The following is a 21,327-nucleotide window of genomic DNA, read 5'->3' as shown; positions in this document are numbered from 1 at the left end:
TGAATGTTTGCCGTTTTTTCTATTTATCTTTTCTTGCTCTTAATGCGGATAAAATAGACACAGTATCCACTACTTCTTGCAACATGGCGCCGATTAGTGTCGGAATAATTCCTAAACTAGCAATAAGCATTAAGATAACACAAATAAAAATACCAATCAACACTGATTGCTTTGCTATTTTCATTGTGTTTTTGGATATGTCTATCGCATCTGTCACTTTGGATAAATCATCTTTTAAAATAACAGCATCTGCACTTTCACTAGCAGCACTTGAACCATGAGCCCCCATTGCTATTCCAACATCTGCCATTGCAAGAGCTGGTGCATCATTCATCCCATCTCCTACCATAATAGCTGGAGAATTGGTTTGCGTTAATTCTTTAACGATGTCTATTTTTTCTTGTGGTAAACATTTTGCATGAATTTCTGTGATACCCACGTTATCCCCAATTTTTTTTGCTGTTTGTAGATTATCTCCTGTAATCATTAAAATACGATTGATGCCTAATTGTCTTAATCGTTTAATTGTTTTTTGTGATTCAGACCGAACAATATCTTCAAATTCGATGTTTCCAACGTATTTATCATCAATAGATACATAAACTGCCGTATTCTCGGTTGTAGAGTGTATAGTGTCAGCTACATAGTTAGCTTTTCCCACTTTAACTAATTGATCCTTTATCTTCCCTTGTACACCTTCACCCGTCACTTCTTTTAATTCTATCACATCCAATAAATCAATTCCTTGTGATAGAGCATATAATACTAAAGAACGTGCTAAGATATGAGTTGATTCTTGTTCAATACTCGCTGCCAATTGGATAAGTGCTTTATCTGATAAAGTATCTTTAATACTTGTAATCCTATAAACATCTAAACTTCCTTCGGTTAACGTTCCAGTTTTATCAAAAGCAATACTTTGCGCATCAGATAATTTTTCAATTGTTGTTCCTGTTTTAACTACAACGCCATGTCGACTTGATCGACTCATACCTGCTACAAGTGCTATAGGTGCTGCTAAAATCAATGGACAAGGTGACGCAACAACCAATACTTGAGCAAATCTTACAGGATCTTTTGAAATAAACCATGCTACACCACCAATTAAATAAGAAATAATTGTAAAAGGAACAGCATATCTATCAGCCAAACGAACAAAATTTGCTGGTTTCGCTTCAGATTCTTTGACTAATTTTACAATCGTTTGATACTGACTATCAGCAGCAATCTTTGTCACTTTAAATTTAATTGCCACATCCCCATTAACAGAACCCGACATTACACTATCATTCACTTTTTTTTCAATGGGTCTTGACTCACCTGTCAATGAGGATTCATCAAAAGAGGAGATTCCCTCAATAATTGTTCCATCTACTGGAACAATTTCTCCAGGTTTTACTAAAATCACATCCCCTACCTTAACTTCTTCCACACGGTAATCTACCAACTTATTATTTTCTACTTTATGAGCAATTTGAGGGGTATTATCAAGTAGTGTTTTTAGTTCTTTTCCAGCTTGACCTGCTGCATAATCTTCCAAACTATCCCCACCAGTTAACATCACTAAAACCATTAAACTTGCCCAATATTGCCCAACGGCCAGAGTAGCAACAATAGCAGTAATAGCTAAAATATCCACACCATATTTTCCTGATTTTAGAGTTTTAATCATGCCAATAAACATAGAAATAGTTGTCATACCACCAATAACTATAACAATCCAATATGATACCATAGACTGATGAAATACAAATTCAGCAATCAACGCTATGACACCTGCAAAAATGGTTAATAAAAACTTCCTCAAATTTGTCATATTAATTCTCCTATCATTAGTCTTTTATCATATTTTATCACTAATGTCTTTAATCAAATAAAAATAATACTTAAATGAGAAAAGTAATCATTTAAATGTTGAAAAGCCATAGAATCTTCTTATTTTTTTAGTGATTGAGTGATAATTTTCTTATACAATAACGACTGACTATAAAAAGGAAGTGACGCAATGTTAACAAGTTATTCAAGCATTCTCGTTCTATTCATCATTATCTCATTAGGTTATTTTCTATCAAAAAAGGGAATTTTTACCAAACAAGTTGGAACAGCCTTATCATTTTTTGTTATTAATTTTGCCTTACCTTTAGAAATATTTCTTCGTATCACTCGTGATTTTACCAAACAAAGACTCCTTTTATTATTCAAAGACTCCTTTTTTCCAGTATTAACGATTAGTTTAGTATTTGTTATCGGATATTTGATTGCTCACCTATTAAAAATTGCTAAACATCAAATTGGAGCCTTTACTCTGTGCTTTTCATCTCCTAGTGCAGCATTTATTGGTTTACCAATTATTTTAGGCTTATATGGTGATAAAGGTCTACCTTATGCTTTATTAGCTTATATTGTGACTAGCGTGTCTACTTGGACAATTGGCGTGATGTTACTTAACCACGATAGTAATCTTACCTCGAGTAAACATAATGCTTTTGATATCAAACGAACAGTAAAAGAATTATGCAGTCCTCCAATAATCGCCTTTTTAATCGCCAGTATGTTTATTTACTTTAATATTCCAATTCCTTCAATCGCTACCTCTTTATTTGGCTATATTGGAGAAACAACTTCTACCTTGGCAATGCTATATATTGGGACAACCATCTATGAAACCGGAATAAAAAATTTAACTTTTTCAAAAGAAACTGTTGGAATTTTAATAGGACGTTTTGTCGTTTCCCCATTAGTAGTCATACTACTAGCAACTTTCTTTCATCTTCCCCAAATAGCGGGAGCAGTTTATTTGATTCAATTTAGTATTCCTGTATCAAATACTGTGGCAATACTAGCTGGTGAAAAACAAATAGATGTCAGTTTTACAGATGCCTCATTAACATATTCATTATTTGCTTATCTTTTAGCATTTCCTATCTTAATGAAGTTAGTATCTATCTTTTTTTAATCAAAAAACCAGCTACTTTTATTATAAGTAACTGGTTTTTATTATTTTTGTACATATATCGCTAAAGATTGATAAGGCTGAATATCTAACTCTTTTTCTATTGTTTCACATGCCACATTACTAATTAAAATATTTCCAGAAAGAAATTCATCTGGGATAGTCACGTTAATTGGGGCATCAGAAAAATTATTTAGCACAAGCAATGAATCCGTTTCGTAACGACGAATGTATCCATAAATACGACTATTTTCAACCTCAAATGGTTCATAATTCCCCATTGAGATAACCTGATATTCTTTCCTTAATTGAATCAGTTGTTGGTAAAAGGAAAAGATACTGCCATTTTTCAATTCATTTTCAACTGTAATATCATCATATTTACCTATAGATAACCAGGGCTCTTGTTTGCTAAATCCAGCATAGTCCGTATTATCCCACTGCATAGGTGTTCTAGAGTTATCTCTAGACTTATGTTGAATAACCTCGATGGCTTCATCATGACTTAATCCATCTTCTAATAACTGAGTATACGCATTATGGGTTTCAACATCTTGATAAGAAGTCAAATTATCAAATTGAGGATCTAACATACCAATTTCTTCTCCCATATAAACATAAGGTGTCCCCCGGTTTAAATGAATCGCTGCCGCTAACATTTTTGATCCACGTACACGATAATGTTCCCAATCAACAAAACGATTAATAGCGCGTGGTTGATCATGATTATTCCAAAACAGGGCATTCCAGCCATTGCCTTTACTCATTCCTGTTCCCCATTCATGAAGCGTTGATTTTAGTTCGTTAAAATTATATGGCATGATAGTCCATTTTTTTCCATCCTTATAATCAACTTTCAAATGGTGAAAATTAAAAATCATACTTAACTCTTCTCTTTCAGGGGCAGTATATAAAATACCATTTTCAATGGTAGTTGAACTCATCTCGCCCACTGTAATGATTGATGGATCTTTTCCAAATGTCTCACGATTCATTTCATGAATAAACGTGTGGGCAATTGGTTTGTCCGTGTACTCAGCTTTTCCAATCATATCAGTCGCATCTTTTAATACATCATCTTTTCCAATAACATTAATAACATCAAATCGTAACCCTTTTACACCCAGATTTGTCCAAAAATCAACGACTTTATATAATTCTTTTCTAACATTTGGATTTCGCCAATTTAAATCAGCTTGTGTTTTATCATATAAGTGTAAAAAGTAATCATCGGTCTGACCAAATCGCGACCACGCATTTCCACCAAATTTTGACTCCCAATTTGTCGGTTCACTTCTTAATATAAAGAAATCTTGATAATAAGCATCTCCATTCACTGCTTTTTTAAACCACTCATGCTCAATTGAAACATGATTTAGTACCATATCAAGCATGATTTCTATATTTCGTTCACGTGCTTTTTTTACTAATTCTTTAAAATCATCTTCTGTTCCAAAAACAGGATCAATCGCAATATAATTGGAAATGTCATAGCCATTATCCTTTTGTGGACTTGGATAAATAGGATTTAACCAAATCATATCTATTCCTAACGTTTCTAGATAGGGTAATTTTTCAATAATTCCTTGTAAATCACCCACTCCATCACCATTTTTATCATAAAATGATTTTGGATAAATTTGATAAATTACTTTATCCTTAAAACTCAATGATGCCACTTCCTTTACTAAATCGGTTTTACTTGTAAAATACTAGTGTCTTTATTTACGTAACCATCTTTTATAATTGGATCTACTTGATAACTATCAGAATTTGTAATCACAATTTGTGTTTGGGTTAAGAATCCTGATTCTTTAATTCCCTCAATATCAAAATCTAATAATAAATCACCGACAGTCACTCTATCACCTTGTTTGACATGTGTTTCAAAATATTGACCGTTTAAATTGACAGTATCTAATCCCACATGAATTAACATGTCAATTCCATGATCATCTGTAATCCCAATGGCATGTTTACTTGGAAAGACTAAACTAATCGTTCCGTTCATTGGCGCATAAACATGACCTTCACTTGGTTCAATCACAACTCCTTGTCCCATCGTACCTTGTGAGAATACTGGATCTTTTGATTCAGTAATTGGTGCCATATCTCCCACCAATGGCGCATAAACTGTTACGACTTCACTAATTACTTCTTCAGAAGCAATCGGCCCACTTAAACTTTCATCTATTGGCGAAATCGCTTCTCCTACTCTATCAAGTTGGTTGAATATTCCTGCTCTTCTAAAGAACAACGTTAAGACGAATGGGACTGCAACAGCGATGATCATTCCGATAAAGAATACACCGTAATATTTTGGCACAATCGCTAAAATACCTGGTAATCCCCCCACTCCAATTGATAGGGCTCTAACACCAAATAATGTCACGAATAAACCAGCAATTCCACTACCAATCATTGCCGCAACAAATGGGTACATATATTTTAAATTAATCCCAAACATCGCAGGTTCTGTTACACCTAACCAAGCTGAAATAACTGATGGAACAGATACTTGTTCTTCTTTTTTATTTCCTCTATGAGCATAAACAACAGCTAAAACAGCTGCTCCTTGAGCAATATTTGATAAACAAATCATTGGCCAAAGATTAGTTGACCCAAAATCTGCTACTAGTTGTTGATCAATTGCTAAGGTTGTATGATGTAATCCCGTAATAACAAGTGGTGCATAAAATGTACCAAACACAGCTGCAAATAACCAATTTAATGAAGAAGTTAATCCTGTATTAACGACTGTTGAAATGGCTGAACCTATTTTCCAACCAATTGGTCCTAAAATTAAATGTGCTGCTAAAATAGTCGGTAATAGTGCAAAGAATGGAACAAAAATCATTGAAATAGCTTCTGGTATGTGTTTTCTTAAAAATCTTTCTAAGTAAACTAACATAAAACCTGCTAACATCGCTGGAATAACTTGTGCTTGATACCCAATTTTATCCATTGTAAAGAAACCAAAATCCCAACTCCAATTAGCTGCAATATCTGCTGCACTTGTTGAATTAACTGCATAGGCATTTAAAAGTTGTGGTGATACTAAAGTAATACCTAAAACAATCCCTAATATTTCAGTTCCTTTCATTTTTTTAGCAATACTCCATGTAATTCCTACTGGTAAGAAATGGAAAATCGCTTCACCTGGTAACCATAAGAAACCATTCACCCCATTCCAAAAAGTAGATGACTCAGTAATCGTTTTGCCATCCAAAAATCCCATTGGTACTGCTTCTAAAATATTTCTAAAACCTAAAATTAATCCCCCAACAATAATTGCTGGCAATAATGGCGTAAAAATTTCTGCTAAAACGGTTACTGCACGTTGTAGCATGTTTTGATTTTGTTTTGCTGCTGATTTAATTTCTTCTTTTGTTCCACCTTGAATCCCTGATACTGACATAAATTCTTGATAAAATGTTGGCACTTCATTCCCAATAATGACTTGGAATTGTCCAGCATTTGTAAAAATCCCTCTCACACAAGAAATATCTTCAATCTTATCTTCCTGTGCTTTTGATGGATCGTTTAAAACAAACCTCATACGTGTGGCACAATGTGTAACTGCGGCAATATTTTCTTTACCACCAACATAGTCTAGTAATAATAATGCATCTTGATTAAATTTTCCCATCTTCTTTCTCCTTTCGCTTGTACATACAAGTTATCCTAAATAAAATATACACCCTCCTCACCACTTTGTAAAGCGCTAACACATTTTATTTATTTTCCATCATTCTAATTCACATCATTTTGTCATAAAAAATCTAATAATATATAATATACACATTAAAAACAGACACTTGTATAGATTAATACTAACAAGTTATTAAAATAAATAACAATTAATTAGAGTTTTATCATTTTTAAAACGTTTTTATTTTTTTGTTCTATACTGTTTAATAAAGTTGTTCATACAAGTTAATTGGGAGGTGGTAATGAAATGAAAGCATACGAAATCATTTATCAATCAATAGAAAATAGCATTTTAAGAGGAGAATTTTTACCTGGAGATTATTTACCTAGTGAAAATCAATACGTTAAGCAATTTAAAGTATCCAGGGACACTATAAGAAAAGCATTAAATCTTCTTATGACTAACGGTTATATTCAAAAAATACATGGAAAAGGGTCACTTGTTTTAAAACGAGAACAGTTAAGATTTCCTATATCTGGATTAACGAGCTATAAAGAATTGCAAAATGCTTATGGTTATCAAAGTATTACAAACGTTATTTTCTTAGAAAAAATCATTATTGACAAAGAACTTGAATCACTCACTGGATTTTCTGTAGGAGAGCAAGCATGGAAAATGATTCGAACTCGTGAGATTGATAAACAAAAAATTATTTTAGATACGGACTATCTTTTATGTCGATTTATTCCTACTCTCACAAAAGAAATCGGTGAAGACTCTATTTATAAATACATTGAGAAAGACTTAAATTTACAAATTTCATTCGCGGAAAAAGAAATTCGCGTAGTGAAATTAAATCAAGAAGAAAAACAATACCTTGATTTAAATCCTCAAGATACCAATATTGTTTCCATTCAAAGTCGCGTCTTTTTAGCCAATGCAGAACAATTTCAATATACAGACAGCAGACATCGTGTGGACAAATTTTTATTTTATGACTTTGCTAGAAGAAATCCCTCAACTATCTAACGAATAAAAAATCACCCACTAGATAACTCTAATGGGTGATTTTTTATTTTATTCAGATTTTTCTTTTGTTTCTTCTTTTTTCTCTTCTTTAGGTTTTTCAATCATTGCTTTACGTGAAGCATTAACGCGTCCTTGACGGTCAATTTCTGTCACTTTCACAAGAATTTCATCGCCTAATTTAACCACATCTTCTACTTTATTCACACGTTCATGCGAGAATTGAGAAATATGCACTAAGGCATCTTTCCCTTTGAATAAGTTAACAAAAGCACCGAATTTTTCAATTCTTACAACTTTAGCTAAGTATACTTGTCCCACTTCAACTTCACGAACTAAGTCTTTAATGATTTCAATCGCACGATTAATTTTTTCTTGATCTTGATGAGCAATACTTACATTACCTTCTTGATCAATATCAATTTTAACGTCAGTTTCTTCGATAATTTTGTTGATGGTTTCGCCACCTTTACCGATAACATCTTTAATTTTTTCAGGTTTGATTTGAATCATTTCAATCTTAGGAGCATATTTACTTAACTCTTTACGAGGTTCAGCAATCGTTGATGTTAATTCAGCTAGAATTTCCATACGTGCTTTTTTCGCTTGAGCTAGAGCTTCTGTTAAGATAGCTTCTGTAATACCTTCAATTTTAATATCCATTTGTAAGGCTGTAATACCATCTTTTGTTCCGGCAACTTTAAAATCCATGTCACCTAAGTGGTCTTCCATACCTTGAATATCTGTTAAAATAGTGTAGTTATCTCCATCCATTACAAGTCCCATTGCAATACCAGCAACAGGTGCTTTAATCGGTACACCAGCGTCCATTAAAGCTAAGATTCCAGCACAAATACTTGCTTGAGAAGAAGAACCATTTGATTCTAATACTTCTGAAACGACACGAATCATGTATGGAAAATCTTGTTCATTTGGAATAACTTGTGCCATCGCACGTTCACCTAATGCACCATGTCCAATTTCACGACGACCTGGTGATCTCATTGGTCCAGTTGAACCAACTGAGTATTGTGGGAAGTTATAATGATGTATGAATCGTTTGCTTTCTTCCACACCTAAACCATCAATAATTTGATGTTCGCCAAGTGGTGCTAATGTACAAACTGATAAAGCTTGCGTTTGTCCACGAGTAAATAATCCAGAACCATGAACACGTGGTAGAATACCAACTTCTGATGATAACGGACGAATTTCATCAATTTTACGACCATCAGGACGAACTTTTTCAACTGTAATCAGACGACGAACTTCATTTTTTTCCATGTCTTCTAAAATTTGACGTACTTCTTTCATCCATTTAGCAGATTCTTCGTCTTCAGCGAATTTTTCTTCATAAACAGCGATTACTTCATCTTTTAAAGCTGAAATGTTGTCTTCACGAGCTAATTTTTCTTCTGTTTGAATGGCTTGTGTCATACGAGGCATATATGTATCATTGATTTCTTTTTCTAACTCAGCATCAACTTGTAATAAGTCGATTTCCATTTTTTCTTTGCCAATTTCCTTGGCAATTTCTTCTTGGAAGGCAACTAAGCGTTTGATTTCGTCATGACCAAATAAAAGGGCACCTAACATATCTTCTTCAGACACTTCTCTTGCACCACTTTCAACCATGTTAATCGCATCTTTTGTTCCTGCTACTGATAATTCAATCGTTGTTTGTTCAGCTTGTTCAACAGTTGGGTTAATCACATACTCCCCATCAACAAAACCAACTTCAACACCAGCGATTGGACCATTAAATGGAATATCAGATACACATAAAGCTAAAGATGAGCCTAACATGGCTGCCATTTCAGGTGAACAATCTTGTTCCACACTCATGACTGTGTTAGTTATTTGAACTTCATTACGAAATCCTTCAGCAAACATTGGACGAATTGGACGATCAATCAAACGAGCTGTCAATGTCGCCGCTTCACTTGGACGACCTTCACGTTTAATGAAACCTCCTGGTACTTTCCCAACAGCATACATTTTTTCTTCGTAGTTAACTGTTAATGGGAAAAAATCAACATCTTTGGCTTGTTTTGAAGCCACTGCAACACTTAATACAACTGTATCTCCATATCTTACTAAAACTGCTCCATTTGCTTGTTTGGCTAATTGACCAATTTCAACTGATAATGGACGGCCTCCCCAAGTTGTTTTAAATACACGTTTTTCACTATGCATTGTTTTTCTCCTTTACATACTCGAGGTGAACAGACTACTAAACAAATATCAATCATCTCAAAAATTTAAGAAAACTCATATTTGCATAGTAGACAATCAGCTCATCCTCGGTTTTTTATTAAAAGAAAAGCGAGATCAAAACGACCTCACTTGTCCTCTTATTCTTAGCTAAATTAATTAACGACGTAAGCCTAAACGTTTGATTAATTCACGGTAACGTTGAACATCATTTTTACGTAAGTAAGCTAATAAGTTACGACGGTGACCAACTTTTTTCATTAATCCACGGTATGAATGGTGGTCTTTTTTATGCACGTGTGCATGCTCGTTTAATGCATTGATTTCTGCAGTTAAAACAGCGATTTGTACTTCTGGAGAACCAGTATCTCCTTCGTGACGTGCGTATTCTTTAATGATTTCGTTCTTGCGTTCTTTTGAAATTGCCATGTCTTTCACCTCTTCTATATTATTTTCCCAAAACTGAGTATATCGTTGGTGATTCGATGTACCAAGTAATAGGTATGTGACGATTTATCACACAATGGTACTTTACATGATTTTTAGCATAAAAGCAACTGTTTCATACACTTAATTCTCGTTTTATTTATCTTTTTTGTACCAATCATAATGAAATATTCCGTCTCGATCTTTTCGCTCATAAGTATGTGCACCAAAATAATCTCTTTGCGCTTGAATAATGTTTGCTGGTAAGTCTTTTGAGCGATATGAATCATAATACGCAATAGCTGATGAAAGAGTTGGGGCAGGAATACCAAGTTTTATCGCTAACGACACAACCTCACGAATTGCCTCTTGATAATTTGTCACAATATCTAAGAAGTAATCATCTAACATTAAATTTTTAAGTGTTGGATTCTTTGTGTAAGCATCCGTAATTTTTTGTAAGAATTGTGCACGGATAATGCATCCTTCTCTAAAAATTTGAGCAATTTCTCCATAGTTCAATTGCCAATTAGAGTCATTGCTTGCCGTCATCATTTGAGAAAATCCTTGAGCATAACTCATAATTTTACTAAAATAAAGAGCCTGTCTAATTTTTTCAATTATTTCTTTTTTATCACACGATATTGTTGTAGTTGGTCCACTCAGCAACTTACTTGCGACACATCTTTCTTCTTTTAAAGCAGACATAAATCTAGCAAATACTGCTTCTGTTACTAATGGTAATGGCACTCCTAAATCTAGTGCATTTTGACTGGTCCATTTCCCAGTCCCTTTATTTCCTGCTTTATCTAAAATATTAGAGATAATATAATCTTCTGTGTCTAAGTCATCTTTTCGTTTCAATAATTCTGAAGTAATACTCATTAAATAGCTATTTAATTCGCCTTCATTCCACATACTAAAAATATCTGATACTTCTTCAATACTTAGATGAAGCCCTCTTGTCAAAATATCAAACACTTCGGCAATTAATTGCATATCACCATACTCAATCCCATTATGAACCATTTTAACAAAATGCCCAGCACCATCTGGCCCAATATAGGATACACACGATTTGCCATCATGTGCTTTTGCTGCAATATCTTCAAATAATGGTTTAATTAACTCATATGCTTCACGTTGTCCTCCTGGCATCAGTGACGGTCCATTAAGTGCTCCTTCTTCTCCACCAGACACACCTGATCCAATAAAATTAATCCCATATGTTTCTAAATAACGACTCCGTCTAAGTGTGTCTTCATAATGTGTGTTACCGCCATCAATCAACATATCCTCTTTTTCTAAATGAGGTAACAACTGTTCTATCATTTTATCTGTAATCTCTCCAGCAGTTACCATTAACATAATTTTTCTAGGTTTTTCAATTGATTGAACAAATGACTCAATTAATTCAAACCCTTTAATATTTCTTTCAGGATAAGCCTCAAGGAATTCTTTCGTTTCATTATAAAAGTGACTGTAGACTGATACACTATATCCTTTTCCTTCACTATTTAATGCTAAATTTCTTCCCATAACACCTAATCCAACCATGCCAAACTGCTGCTTACTCATTTAATAAATAGCCTCCCGTTAATTTGTTCATTAGACATAAATCCTTTAGAATAATAACATATCTGTTTTACTTTATTAGAAAAATATGAAAGTTTTCATCATTCTATTACCAAAATAAAATAAGTATAAATAACATTTATTATAGATTTTAGCAATTTATTTCTAATCATTTTTGTTTTATGGTAGAATGAAAAGTACTATAATTAGATAGAAAGGAAGGGATATTGATGATTACAATGGATGATATTATCCGTGAAGGGCATCCTACCCTTCGTGAAGTGGCTAAAGAGGTTGATTTACCTTTGTCTGAGGAGGATATCGAGTTAGGAAAACGTATGCAAGAATTTCTTAAAAATAGTCAAGATCCAGAACTTGCCGAAAAGTATCAACTACGTGGTGGTGTTGGTCTTGCTGCTCCTCAACTTAATATTTCAAAACGCATTATTGCGATAGAAATTCCTGGTCAATCAGAGGAAAATCCAGAACCACTATTAAGCACTGTCATGTATAATCCAAAAATCTTAAGTCATTCTGTCCAACAAGCTGCCCTTGAAGAAGGCGAAGGCTGTTTATCTGTTGATCGTCCTGTTCCAGGATATGTTGTCAGAAATGCTCGTATTACTGTGTCATATTACGATATGACTGGTGAACAACATAAAATTCGTTTGAAAAATTATATGGCGATTGTTGTGCAACATGAAATTGATCATATAAATGGTATTATGTTCTATGATCACATTAATGAAGATCATCCAAACTATGCACCTGAGGATGTTATCTTTATTCAATAAAAAAGTTTGTCATACAAATTGTATGACAAACTTTTTTATTTTTAATCTAAATAATGAACGCTCTCATCTTTATTTAACCACGCATAAGTTAATCCTATGACTAACCCTCCACCAATAAAATTCCCAATAAAAGTGAAGATAATATTGGTTGCCACCGCGCCAACTGTCATCCCAGCAATCATTCCACTTGATGAAAAATAAGCTAATGGAAAATAAATGAAATTGGCGATAACGTGTTCAAATCCTAAGAAGGTAAAAATAAAAATAACTAAGATAATACCAAACAATCTACCCACATCATCTTTTAACTTCATTGACATTAGAACTGCTAAATTGACAATAACATTAGCAAAAATACCTTCAACTAATGTCTGCATTATTCCTTTTTGGAATTTTCCTTCAACTAAATGAGTTAAAAAATTATCTGATGGAAGTCCTCTAAAGGCTCCTGTAAGAGATAATAGATATGCTATAACAAACGCACCAATCAAATTAAAGAGTACACAAACGAGCAATATTTTCAATGCTCTACTAGGCGCTAATTTTTTTCGATAGGTTGCAACAGTCATATACATCATGTTTGATGTTCCTAACTCTGCGTTTAAAAATATAATTAATGCTAACCCCAAACCAAATGCCATGGCATATAAAACTTTCCCCATAGCAGGGTCAGTAAATTTTAATCCTAATCCTATTGCAATAGCCGATCCCAAACTTAAATATAACGCCGCTAATACAGAACGCATCGCATATTTTCCAAAATGTTTTTGAATTAATTCCTCTTTTTTTTCGATGGATGCATCTAATTTTGTCATTAATTCCGATTGTTGTGCCATTTGTCTTATTCCTTCCTGTAACAACATTGTTATTTTTTGAACAAACTTTTATTTACAGTAGATACTATATATCAAAATTTCATTCAAATCTACTAAAAGTTTAATAAAAATATGGATAAAATACGTCAAATTTCTAATGAAAAACAATTTTATAAACTATTAATTTATTCTTGTCTTTTCTAAAGCCATCAAGTATAATGGATTTTGTGTAAAATAATGCAGCTAGAAAATAAGTAGCACGTTAATTAGTTTGTTTGCCTGTATGGGTTCAATTGTGTAACCGCGGCTGCAAAGGTGAAGATTGAAGAATAAACTAAGCGTCTATTAATATTTTCAAGAAATTATTTTACTCCAAATAAAATTATATTGGAGGATTTTTTAATGTCTCGTTATACAGGACCAAGTTGGAAATTATCTCGTCGTTTAGGCGTATCTTTATCAGGAACTGGTAAAGAATTGGCTCGTCGTCCATATGCACCAGGACAACACGGACCAAACCAAAGAAGAAACAAATCAGAATATGGTATGCAATTAACTGAAAAACAAAAATTACGCCATATGTATGGTTTAAATGAACGTCAATTCCGTAACCTTTTCATGAGAGCTGGAAAAATCAAAGAAGGTAAACACGGTGTTAACTTCATGATCCTTTTAGAACAACGTTTAGATAACGTTGTATACCGTCTAGGTTTAGCTACAACTCGTCGTCAAGCACGTCAATTAGTTAACCACGGTCACGTTTTAGTAGATGGCAAACGTGTTGACATTCCTTCATACGAAGTGTCTGTTGGACAAGTTATTTCTATTCGTGAAAAATCTAAAGAATTAACAATCGTTAAAGATGCTGTTGAATCAACTTTAGGTCGCCCTTCATTTGTAAGCTTTGATGCTGAAAAATTAGAAGGAAGCATTACTCGTTTACCAGAACGTGATGAATTACCACAAGAAGTTGACGAATCTTACGTAGTTGAATTCTACAACAAATTACTATAAGATTTTCAATTATCTTTATACAAAAAAGAGATGGAAACCATCTCTTTTTTTGTTTGTCATTTATTAATAAAAATCAATCATTGGTAGTTTTATCTGATGGAAAACATCGTTCATCTGATTCATTTCTTCTAAAGAATATCCTTTAAACTTACTTTTCAATACTTCTAGAAACTCATCTTCTATATTATCGTTCGCTATATCATTCCAAGAGTTACACTCTATCTGATTATCTCGTCTATAAAAAAGGATTAATAGAATCACAACTGAAAAAGATAGTTTTTCCATTTTCTTCATCCGCACTTTTCTATCTAATGAATGGTTTAAATATAAATCATAAATTCCATGGGCTGCTTCTTGATATTTATTACCATCTAATATGTTTAAATAACTCATCTGCTCATACTTAGTTCTAATCATCAAAATATGACTTAATTGTTTTACAGAATTACAACGATTAACACGATCATACAAACGGTTCAACGTTTTTTTGTATTACTCGTGTTTAATGAATGGATTAGCTTATAAGCAAAATATTTGGAAGTGTTCCATCCGCGAGAGTAAAAAGGCTGCTTCTTTATCTGTAATTTCTAATGTATCCTGGTACTGACTATCTTTTTTTTTAAAAAAAGAAGACTATCCACTGATTAAACATAATGTTATAAATATTATTCACATCTATTTTATAATCAAATCCTAACTTTTCAGAATATATTTCTAGTGTATTGACCACCATCTTTTAGACAGACAGGATAAAAAATCTAGTTCCGCTAATGGATTCAAATCATTCAGCAACATGAGAATAAGAATTTTCTTGATAAACGGTCTTATAAAAATTAAATAACTAAAAAAGATGATAAATCTGAGATTACTCTCAAATTCATCATCTTATGGATTTAACTCATCCGTCCTATTTGGCAAAGAGCCACTTTAATCTATCAATACGATACAAAATAATTGTCAAGCATAAAAATATTTATATCTAAATTAACCTTTTAACTCATGTTTGATAATTTTAGCTACTTCCTTCTACAACAAGTTTCTCCTCCTTTTTGCTATATATTTTTTTATTTTCTATTTCTTCTGAAGATAAATAATCCAGATAAGCTTGAAAGTATAGTTCCTAATGACATTAAGCCTGAAGAAGTCCCACTACCTGTCTGAGGTAATGTCTGTTTCTTACTCGTATTCTTTATACTTGGTATAATATCTTTCCTAATAAAAGTATCCTTATTTATATTACTATTTCCATTTCCTCGTTGAGTTGGTGTAACTTTATCGAATTTTTTCACTACTGTACTCGTTGATGTTCCACCCTTACCATTTGTATATGGTGTAACAATCAACAGCTCACCTGGTACTAATGGGCGAGTTGGCGTAATTTCAAACTTTCCGTCTTCTCCCACTTTACCTTCACCAATCACATTGCCATCTTTATCTGTAATGACAATCTTGTCACCTGGTTGACCTTTACCTGTGATTGACTCGTCGCCTTCTGTTGGTTGGTTAACCTCTGGTTTATGTGCATCTTGGTCAAATGGTTTTTCAGCCACTCTTGTGTCACTTGGTGTGCCTTCTTTGCCATCTGTACTTGGTGTCGCAGTGATTACTTCGTTTGGTACTAATGGGCGAGTTGGTGTAATTTCAAACTTACCATCTTCTCCCACTTCTCCTTCACCAATCACGTTACCATCTTTGTCTGTGATGACAATCTTGTCACCTGGTTGACCTTTACCTGTGATTGACTCGTCGCCTTCTGTTGGTTGGTTAACCTCTGGTTTATGTGCATCTTGATCAAATGGTTTTTCAGCCACTGTTGTGTCACTTGGTGTGCCTTCTTTGCCATCTGTACTTGGTGTCGCAGTGATTACTTCGTTTGGTACTAATGGGCGAGTTGGCGTAATTTCAAACTTACCATCTTCTCCCACTTCTCCTTCACCAATCACGTTACCATCTTTGTCTGTGATGACAATCTTGTCACCTGGTTGACCTTTACCTGTGATTGACTCGTCGCCTTCTGTTGGTTGGTTAACCTCTGGTTTATGTGCATCTTGATCAAATGGTTTTTCAGCCACTGTTGTGTCACTTAGTGTGCCTTCTTTGCCATCTGTACTTGGTGTCGCAGTGATTACTTCGTTTGGTACTAATGGACGTTCGGGTTTGATATTGAAGTTACCATCTTCTCCCACTTCTCCTTCACCAATCACGTTACCATCTTTGTCTGTAATGACAATCTTGTCACCTGGTTGACCTTTACCTGTGATTGACTCGTCGCCTTCTGTTGGTTGGTTAACCTCTGGTTTATGTGCATCTTGGTCAAATGGTTTTTCAGCCACTGTTGTGTCACTTGGTGTGCCTTCTTTGCCATCTGTACTTGGTGTCGCGGTGATTACTTCGTTTGGTACTAATGGACGTTCGGGTTTGATATTGAAGTTACCATCTTCTCCCACTTCTCCTTCACCAATCACGTTACCATCTTTGTCTGTGATGACAATCTTGTCACCTGGTTGACCTTTACCTGTGATTGACTCGTCGCCTTCTGTTGGTTGGTTAACCTCTGGTTTATGTGCATCTTGGTCAAATGGTTTTTCAGCCACTCTTGTGTCACTTGGTGTGCCTTCTTTGCCATCTGTACTTGGTGTCGCAGTGATTACTTCGTTTGGTACTAATGGGCGAGTTGGCGTAATTTCAAACTTACCATCTTCTCCCACTTCTCCTTCACCAATCACGTTACCATCTTTGTCTGTGATGACAATCTTGTCACCTGGTTGACCTTTACCTGTGATTGACTCGTCGCCTTCTGTTGGTTGGTTAACCTCTGGTTTATGTGCATCTTGATCAAATGGTTTTTCAGCCACTGTTGTGTCACTTGGTGTGCCTTCTTTGCCATCTGTACTTGGTGTCGCAGTGATTACTTCGTTTGGTACTAATGGACGTTCGGGTTTGATATTGAAGTTACCATCTTCTCCCACTTCTCCTTCACCAATCACGTTACCATCTTTGTCTGTAATGACAATCTTGTCACCTGGTTGACCTTTACCTGTGATTGACTCGTCGCCTTCTGTTGGTTGGTTAACCTCTGGTTTATGTGCATCTTGGTCAAATGGTTTTTCAGCCACTGTTGTGTCACTTGGTGTGCCTTCTTTGCCATCTGTACTTGGTGTCGCAGTGATTACTTCGTTTGGTACTAATGGACGTTCGGGTTTGATATTGAAGTTACCATCTTCTCCCACTTCTCCTTCACCAATCACGTTACCATCTTTGTCTGTGATGACAATCTTGTCACCTGGTTGACCTTTACCTGTGATTGACTCGTCGCCTTCTGTTGGTTGGTTAACCTCTGGTTTATGTGCATCTTGGTCAAATGGTTTTTCAGCCACTGTTGTGTCACTTGGTGTGCCTTCTTTGCCATCTGTACTTGGTGTCGCAGTGATTACTTCGTTTGGTACTAATGGACGTTCGGGTTTGATATTGAAGTTACCATCTTCTCCCACTTCTCCTTCACCAATCACGTTACCATCTTTGTCTGTGATGACAATCTTGTCACCTGGTTGACCTTTACCTGTGATTGACTCGTCGCCTTCTGTTGGTTGGTTAACCTCTGGTTTATGTGCATCTTGATCAAATGGTTTTTCAGCCACTGTTGTGTCACTTGGTGTGCCTTCTTTGCCATCTGTACTTGGTGTCGCAGTGATTACTTCGTTTGGTACTAATGGACGTTCGGGTTTGATATTGAAGTTACCATCTTCTCCCACTTCTCCTTCACCAATCACGTTACCATCTTTGTCTGTAATGACAATCTTGTCACCTGGTTGACCTTTACCTGTGATTGACTCGTCGCCTTCTGTTGGTTGGTTAACCTCTGGTTTATGTGCATCTTGGTCAAATGGTTTTTCAGCCACTGTTGTGTCACTTGGTGTGCCTTCTTTGCCATCTGTACTTGGTGTCGCAGTGATTACTTCGTTTGGTACTAATGGACGTTCGGGTTTGATATTGAAGTTACCATCTTCTCCCACTTCTCCTTCACCAATCACGTTACCATCTTTGTCTGTGATGACAATCTTGTCACCTGGTTGACCTTTACCTGTGATTGACTCGTCGCCTTCTGTTGGTTGGTTAACCTCTGGTTTATGTGCATCTTGGTCAAATGGTTTTTCAGCCACTCTTGTGTCACTTGGTGTGCCTTCTTTGCCATCTGTACTTGGTGTCGCAGTGATTACTTCGTTTGGTACTAATGGACGTTCGGGTTTGATATTGAAGTTACCATCTTCTCCCACTTCTCCTTCACCAATCACGTTACCATCTTTGTCTGTGATGACAATCTTGTCACCTGGTTGACCTTTACCTGTGATTGACTCGTCGCCTTCTGTTGGTTGGTTAACCTCTGGTTTATGTGCATCTTGGTCAAATGGTTTTTCAGCCACTCTTGTGTCACTTGGTGTGCCTTCTTTGCCATCTGTACTTGGTGTCGCAGTGATTACTTCGTTTGGTACTAATGGACGTTCGGGTTTGATATTGAAGTTACCATCTTTATCAACTGTTCCTTCACCAATCACGTTACCATCTTTGTCTGTGATGACAATCTTGTCACCTGGTTGACCTTTACCTGTGATTGACTCGTCGCCTTCTGTTGGTTGGTTAACCTCTGGTTTATGTGCATCTTGGTCAAATGGTTTTTCAGCCACTCTTGTGTCACTTGGTGTGCCTTCTTTGCCATCTGTACTTGGTGTCGCAGTGATTACTTCGTTTGGTACTAATGGGCGAGTTGGTGTAATTTCAAACTTACCATCTTCTCCCACTTCTCCTTCACCAATCACGTTACCATCTTTGTCTGTGATGACAATCTTGTCACCTGGTTGACCTTTACCTGTGATTGACTCGTCGCCTTCTGTTGGTTGGTTAATTTCTGGTTTATGTGCATCTTGGTCAAATGGTTTTTCAGCCACTCTTGTGTCACTTGGTGTGCCTTCTTTGCCATCTGTACTTGGTGTCGCAGTGATTGTTTCTCCTGGTACTAATGGACGTTCGGGTTTGATATTGAAGTTACCATCTTCTCCCACTTCTCCTTCACCAATCACGTTACCATCTTTGTCTGTGATGACAATCTTGTCACCTGGTTGACCTTTACCTGTGATTGACTCGTCGCCTTCTGTTGGTTGGTTAACCTCTGGTTTATGTGCATCTTGGTCAAATGGTTTTTCAGCCACTGTTGTGTCACTTGGTGTGCCTTCTTTGCCATCTGTATTTGGTGTCGCTGTGATTGTTTCTCCTGGTACTAATGGACGTTCGGGTTTGATATTGAAGTTACCATCTTCTCCCACTTCTCCTTCACCAATCACGTTACCATCTTTATCTGTGATGACAATCTTGTCACCTGGTTGACCTTTACCTGTGATTGACTCGTCGCCTTCTGTTGGTTGGTTAACCTCTGATTTATGTGCATCTTGGTCAAATGGTTTTTCAGCCACTGTTGTGTCACTTGGTGTGCCTTCTTTGCCATCTGTATTTGGTGTCGCTGTGATTGTCTCACCTGGTACTAATGGGCGAGTTGGGGTAATTTCAAACTTACCGTCTTCTCCCACGTTACCTTCACCGATCACATTACCATCTTTATCCGTTAACTTAATATCGTCTCCTGGTGTCCCTGTACCGGTTACCACTTGATCGCCTTCAGTAGGTTGGTTAAGCTCTGGTTTGTGTGAGTCTTTGTCAAATGGTTTTTCAGCTACTGTTGTGTCACTTGGTGTGCCTTCTTTGCCATCTGTATTTGGTGTCGCTGTGATTGTCTCACCTGGTACTAATGGGCGAGTTGGAGTAATTTCAAACTTACCGTCTTCTCCCACGTTACCTTCACCGATCACATTACCATCTTTGTCAGTAATGACAATCTTATCACCTGGTTGACCTTTACCTGTGATTGACTCGTCACCTTCAGTAGGTTGGTTAAGCTCTGGTTTGTGTGAGTCCGCTGAAAAAGGTACTTGTTTTGTTACACTCTCACTATCAATCTTAGAATTAGGATTAGTAATATATACTTTATATACTTGATTAGATTTAGCTGGATTTTCTAGAGAATAACTCCACTCGCTATTTTCATTAACTGTAGTTGTTCCTAAAAGCGTTTCTGTGCCATCAGATTCTATTTTCAGAATATTTACTATGTCACCCGCTAGAACAGTTCTCCCACCTTGCTCCATATCACTTTGAGATACTTTTCCTGTAATCTTTGTATCATTAACCTCTATAGGATTAAGAATAGGATTTCCTGGTGGAGTGATATCTACAAAACTTATATTTGAAAAGTCTATTGTACCACTTGAAGCAGCATTAGTTCTAATTTCAATATAAACACTCTCATTAGTTTTGCTAGTAAATTCAAGTTCATGTAATCCATTTTTGGGCGTAATCCAATCATCTGTATATGATACACCTTTTCCATCTACTTTTATCTTAAAACCACCATATTTGGTATCTAAAACTTTACTTTCTTCTGCAATTCTAAATTTGACTTTAACATTTTTATTTGAAGTAGGATAATTTGTACTAAAAATCATTTTATATCTGTTTCCTTCTACTAAAGGAGAACTCAAAGACATTAAACTATACGTATAAATATTACTCGTATTATAATGCTTTATACTAATACTTCCATCCTTATTAGGTCTATAACCAACATTCATTTCTTTATTTTTTTCATCAATTCCTCTATAAAACCCATCTTGATCTGCTTCTTTAAATTTTCTAACATCACTGTAAGGACCCGAACCATTTCGATTACGGTGTATCCAATTTTCTAACGTTTCAAAATCGGTATTAGGTAGCACAGAAACCCCAGCATTTTTATTAGTATTTAGAGAAACC

At 35.4% G+C, this 21,327-nt stretch carries 13 protein-coding genes; 4 read left to right on the top strand and 9 right to left on the bottom strand.

From position 1 onward, the window contains the following. Window positions 1-19 precede the first annotated feature (19 nt). Window positions 20-1,816 carry a heavy metal translocating P-type ATPase gene (locus G314FT_RS04895; protein WP_257702338.1) on the bottom strand — a complete coding sequence of 599 codons (1,797 nt, stop codon included), beginning with the start codon at window positions 1,814-1,816 and terminating at the stop codon, window positions 20-22. A gap of 189 nt (window positions 1,817-2,005) precedes the next feature. Between G314FT_RS04895 and G314FT_RS04890 the strand changes: the two genes are divergently transcribed. Then, window positions 2,006-2,956, top strand: coding sequence for an AEC family transporter (locus G314FT_RS04890; RefSeq protein WP_257702336.1), 951 nt, complete (start codon window positions 2,006-2,008; stop codon window positions 2,954-2,956). A 41-nt stretch (window positions 2,957-2,997) separates the two neighbouring features. On the opposite strand, the gene treC is transcribed toward G314FT_RS04890, so the two are convergent. Continuing rightward, window positions 2,998-4,623 (bottom strand): alpha,alpha-phosphotrehalase, encoded by a 1,626-nt coding sequence (gene treC, locus G314FT_RS04885; RefSeq protein ID WP_257702335.1) that lies wholly within the window; start codon window positions 4,621-4,623, stop codon window positions 2,998-3,000. Window positions 4,624-4,640: 17 nt separating this feature from the next. After that, a complete protein-coding gene (treP, locus tag G314FT_RS04880; RefSeq protein ID WP_257702333.1) occupies window positions 4,641-6,602 on the bottom strand; it encodes a PTS system trehalose-specific EIIBC component in 1,962 nt (653 codons plus the stop codon). Between the two features lie 309 nt (window positions 6,603-6,911). Between treP and treR the strand changes: the two genes are divergently transcribed. Further along, window positions 6,912-7,634: a trehalose operon repressor gene (gene treR, locus G314FT_RS04875; protein ID WP_257702331.1), complete on the top strand. Its 723-nt coding sequence runs from the start codon at window positions 6,912-6,914 to the stop codon at window positions 7,632-7,634. A gap of 48 nt (window positions 7,635-7,682) precedes the next feature. On the opposite strand, the gene pnp is transcribed toward treR, so the two are convergent. The 3 genes from pnp to gndA form a co-directional block, all read right to left on the bottom strand. Continuing rightward, entirely contained in the window at window positions 7,683-9,827 is a 2,145-nt protein-coding gene (gene pnp / locus G314FT_RS04870) for a polyribonucleotide nucleotidyltransferase (RefSeq protein ID WP_257702330.1), read from the bottom strand. A 177-nt stretch (window positions 9,828-10,004) separates the two neighbouring features. After that, window positions 10,005-10,274 carry a 30S ribosomal protein S15 gene (gene rpsO / locus G314FT_RS04865; protein WP_071457431.1) on the bottom strand — a complete coding sequence of 90 codons (270 nt, stop codon included), beginning with the start codon at window positions 10,272-10,274 and terminating at the stop codon, window positions 10,005-10,007. Between the two features lie 153 nt (window positions 10,275-10,427). Further along, a complete protein-coding gene (gene gndA / locus G314FT_RS04860; RefSeq protein ID WP_257702329.1) occupies window positions 10,428-11,849 on the bottom strand; it encodes an NADP-dependent phosphogluconate dehydrogenase in 1,422 nt (473 codons plus the stop codon). 227 nt (window positions 11,850-12,076) lie between these two features. Between gndA and def the strand changes: the two genes are divergently transcribed. Continuing rightward, the gene (gene def / locus G314FT_RS04855) at window positions 12,077-12,640 is read left to right on the top strand and encodes a peptide deformylase (protein WP_257702328.1); all 564 of its coding nucleotides are present in this window, start codon (window positions 12,077-12,079) and stop codon (window positions 12,638-12,640) included. Between the two features lie 41 nt (window positions 12,641-12,681). Here the strand turns inward: def and G314FT_RS04850 are convergent, their stop codons facing one another. Then, on the bottom strand, window positions 12,682-13,476 hold the full coding sequence (locus G314FT_RS04850) for a formate/nitrite transporter family protein (RefSeq protein ID WP_257702327.1): 795 nt from the start codon (window positions 13,474-13,476) through the stop codon (window positions 12,682-12,684). Between the two features lie 381 nt (window positions 13,477-13,857). Here G314FT_RS04850 and rpsD point away from each other — a divergent pair, with 381 nt between their 5' ends. Beyond that, complete coding sequence (gene rpsD, locus G314FT_RS04845; RefSeq protein WP_257702326.1) at window positions 13,858-14,469, top strand: 30S ribosomal protein S4; 612 nt, start codon at window positions 13,858-13,860, stop codon at window positions 14,467-14,469. A 63-nt stretch (window positions 14,470-14,532) separates the two neighbouring features. Here rpsD and G314FT_RS04840 read toward each other — a convergent pair whose 3' ends face one another. Then, window positions 14,533-14,862 (bottom strand): hypothetical protein, encoded by a 330-nt coding sequence (locus G314FT_RS04840; RefSeq protein WP_257702325.1) that lies wholly within the window; start codon window positions 14,860-14,862, stop codon window positions 14,533-14,535. A 671-nt stretch (window positions 14,863-15,533) separates the two neighbouring features. Continuing rightward, window positions 15,534-21,290 carry an Ig-like domain-containing protein gene (locus tag G314FT_RS04835; protein ID WP_257702324.1) on the bottom strand — a complete coding sequence of 1,919 codons (5,757 nt, stop codon included), beginning with the start codon at window positions 21,288-21,290 and terminating at the stop codon, window positions 15,534-15,536. Window positions 21,291-21,327: the final 37 nt, after the last annotated feature.

The sequence above is a fragment of the Vagococcus luciliae genome (assembly GCF_024637875.1).
Classification (GTDB): Bacteria; Bacillota; Bacilli; order Lactobacillales; family Vagococcaceae; genus Vagococcus; species Vagococcus luciliae.
The sequence above is the reverse complement of the archived record's forward strand: the minus strand, read 5'-3'. Positions and strand labels throughout refer to the sequence as shown.